Annotated in this window: 1 rRNA gene; it reads left to right on the top strand. The window is 60.3% G+C overall.

Annotated features, from left to right (window positions below):
- Positions 1 to 200: 200 nt before the first annotated feature.
- A 23S ribosomal RNA gene (locus ACI79Z_RS22825) occupies positions 201 to 1,475 on the top strand; the annotation flags it as partial.

The raw sequence follows: 1,475 nt of genomic DNA on the forward strand, positions 1-1,475 counted from the left end.
TCGTCCGGGCCTTCCCGATTTCACATCGCCGCGCGTGCGCGGGCCGGTGGAGTCGTTGGGGAAGGAGCGCGGGTTGGTCGTTGAGAACTGCACAGTGGACGCGAGCATCTTTGATCTCTTGTCTCGCTGCCGGCGGGGACCTTGCGGGGTGGCCGTCGGCTGGCGAGTGCCGGAGTTCGCGTGTTTGTAGGTTTGTGTGTGGCCAAGATGTTGAGGGCACACGGTGGATGCCTGGGCACCAGGAGCCGATGAAGGACGTGGGAGGCTGCGATAAGCCTCGGGGAGCTGCCAACCGAGCGTTGATCCGAGGGTGTCCGAATGGGGGAACCCCGCACCAGTCATGTGGTGTGACCCGCGCCTGAACACATAGGGCGTGTGGAGGGAACGTGGGGAAGTGAAACATCTCAGTACCCACAGGAGAAGAAAACAACCGTGATTCCGTGAGTAGTGGCGAGCGAAAGCGGATGAGGCTAAACCGTTTCCATGTGAGACCCGGCAGGGGTTGTGGAGGCGGGGTCGTGGGACCGATCGTGTCAGTTCTGCCGGACTGGCGGGGAGTGAGAAAGCGCAGTTGTTAGGGGAAGGCCTCTGGAAGGGGTCGCCGTAGAGGGTGAGAGCCCCGTACTCGAAAACGCTGCGCCTCCTTGTTGTCGTGTTCCCAAGTAGCACCGAGCCCGTGGAATTCGGTGTGAATCCGGCGGGACCACCCGCTAAGCCTGAATACTCCCTGGTGACCGATAGCGGACGAGTACCGTGAGGGAAAGGTGAAAAGTACCCCGGGAGGGGAGTGAAATAGTACCTGAAACCGTGTGCCTACAAGCCGTCAGAGCCGTGAAGCCGCGCCTCGTGCGCGGGCGGTGATGGCGTGCCTTTTGAAGAATGAGCCTGCGAGTTAGCGGTACGTGGCGAGGTTAACCCGTGTGGGGTAGCCGTAGCGAAAGCGAGTCCGAACAGGGCGAGTGAGTCGCGTGCTCTAGACCCGAAGCCGGGTGATCTACCCATGGCCAGGTTGAAGCGCGGGTAAGACCGCGTGGAGGACCGAACCCACCAGGGTTGAAAACCTGGGGGATGAGCTGTGGGTAGGGGTGAAAGGCCAATCAAACCCGGTGATAGCTGGTTCTCCCCGAAATGCATTTAGGTGCAGCGTCGCGTGTTTCTTGCCGGAGGTAGAGCACTGGATGGCCGATGGGCCCCACAAGGTTACTGACGTCAACCAAACTCCGAATGCCGGTAAGTGAGAGCGCGGCAGTGAGACTGCGGGCGATAAGGTTCGTAGTCGAGAGGGAAACAGCCCAGATCATCGGCTAAGGCCCCTAAGCGTGTGCTAAGTGGAAAAGGATGTGGGATCGCAGTGACAACCAGGAGGTTGGCTTAGAAGCAGCCATCCTTGAAAGAGTGCGTAATAGCTCACTGGTCAAGTGGTTCCGCGCCGACAATGTAGCGGGGCTCAAGCACACCGCCGAAGCCGTGGCACT

Source organism: Geodermatophilus sp. SYSU D00663 (assembly GCF_054050655.1).